This window comes from Psychrobacter sp. TB55-MNA-CIBAN-0194, assembly GCF_040309505.1.
Lineage (GTDB): Bacteria > Pseudomonadota > Gammaproteobacteria > Pseudomonadales > Moraxellaceae > Psychrobacter > Psychrobacter fozii.
Genome location: NZ_JBEOOW010000338.1, coordinates 1 through 268 on the forward strand (window position 1 = coordinate 1; position 268 = coordinate 268).

General features: G+C 64.9%; 1 pseudogene. It reads right to left on the reverse strand.

What is annotated here, in order from left to right:
• Nucleotides 1–260, reverse strand: a pseudogene (locus AAEY75_RS15365) (polyribonucleotide nucleotidyltransferase); the annotation flags it as partial.
• Between the last annotated feature and the right edge of the window lie 8 nt (nucleotides 261–268).

A 268-nucleotide genomic window follows, 5' to 3' on the forward strand; every position in this document is an offset into this window, starting at 1 on the left:
GACGGACGGCCTTCGCGGCGGAAGAAGCCGCCCGGGATCTTGCCGGCCGAATAGGTTTTCTCGAGGTAGTCGACGGTCAGCGGGAAGACGTCCTGACCCGGCTTCGCCGACTTCGCGCCCACGACGGTCGCGAGCACGACGGTGTCTTCGACGTCGACGAGCACGGCGCCGCTCGCCTGGCGAGCGACTTCACCGGTTTCGAGGCGCACCTTGTGCTGGCCCCACTGGAATTCCTTCACGACCTTGTTGAACATGGACATGGTTGCTC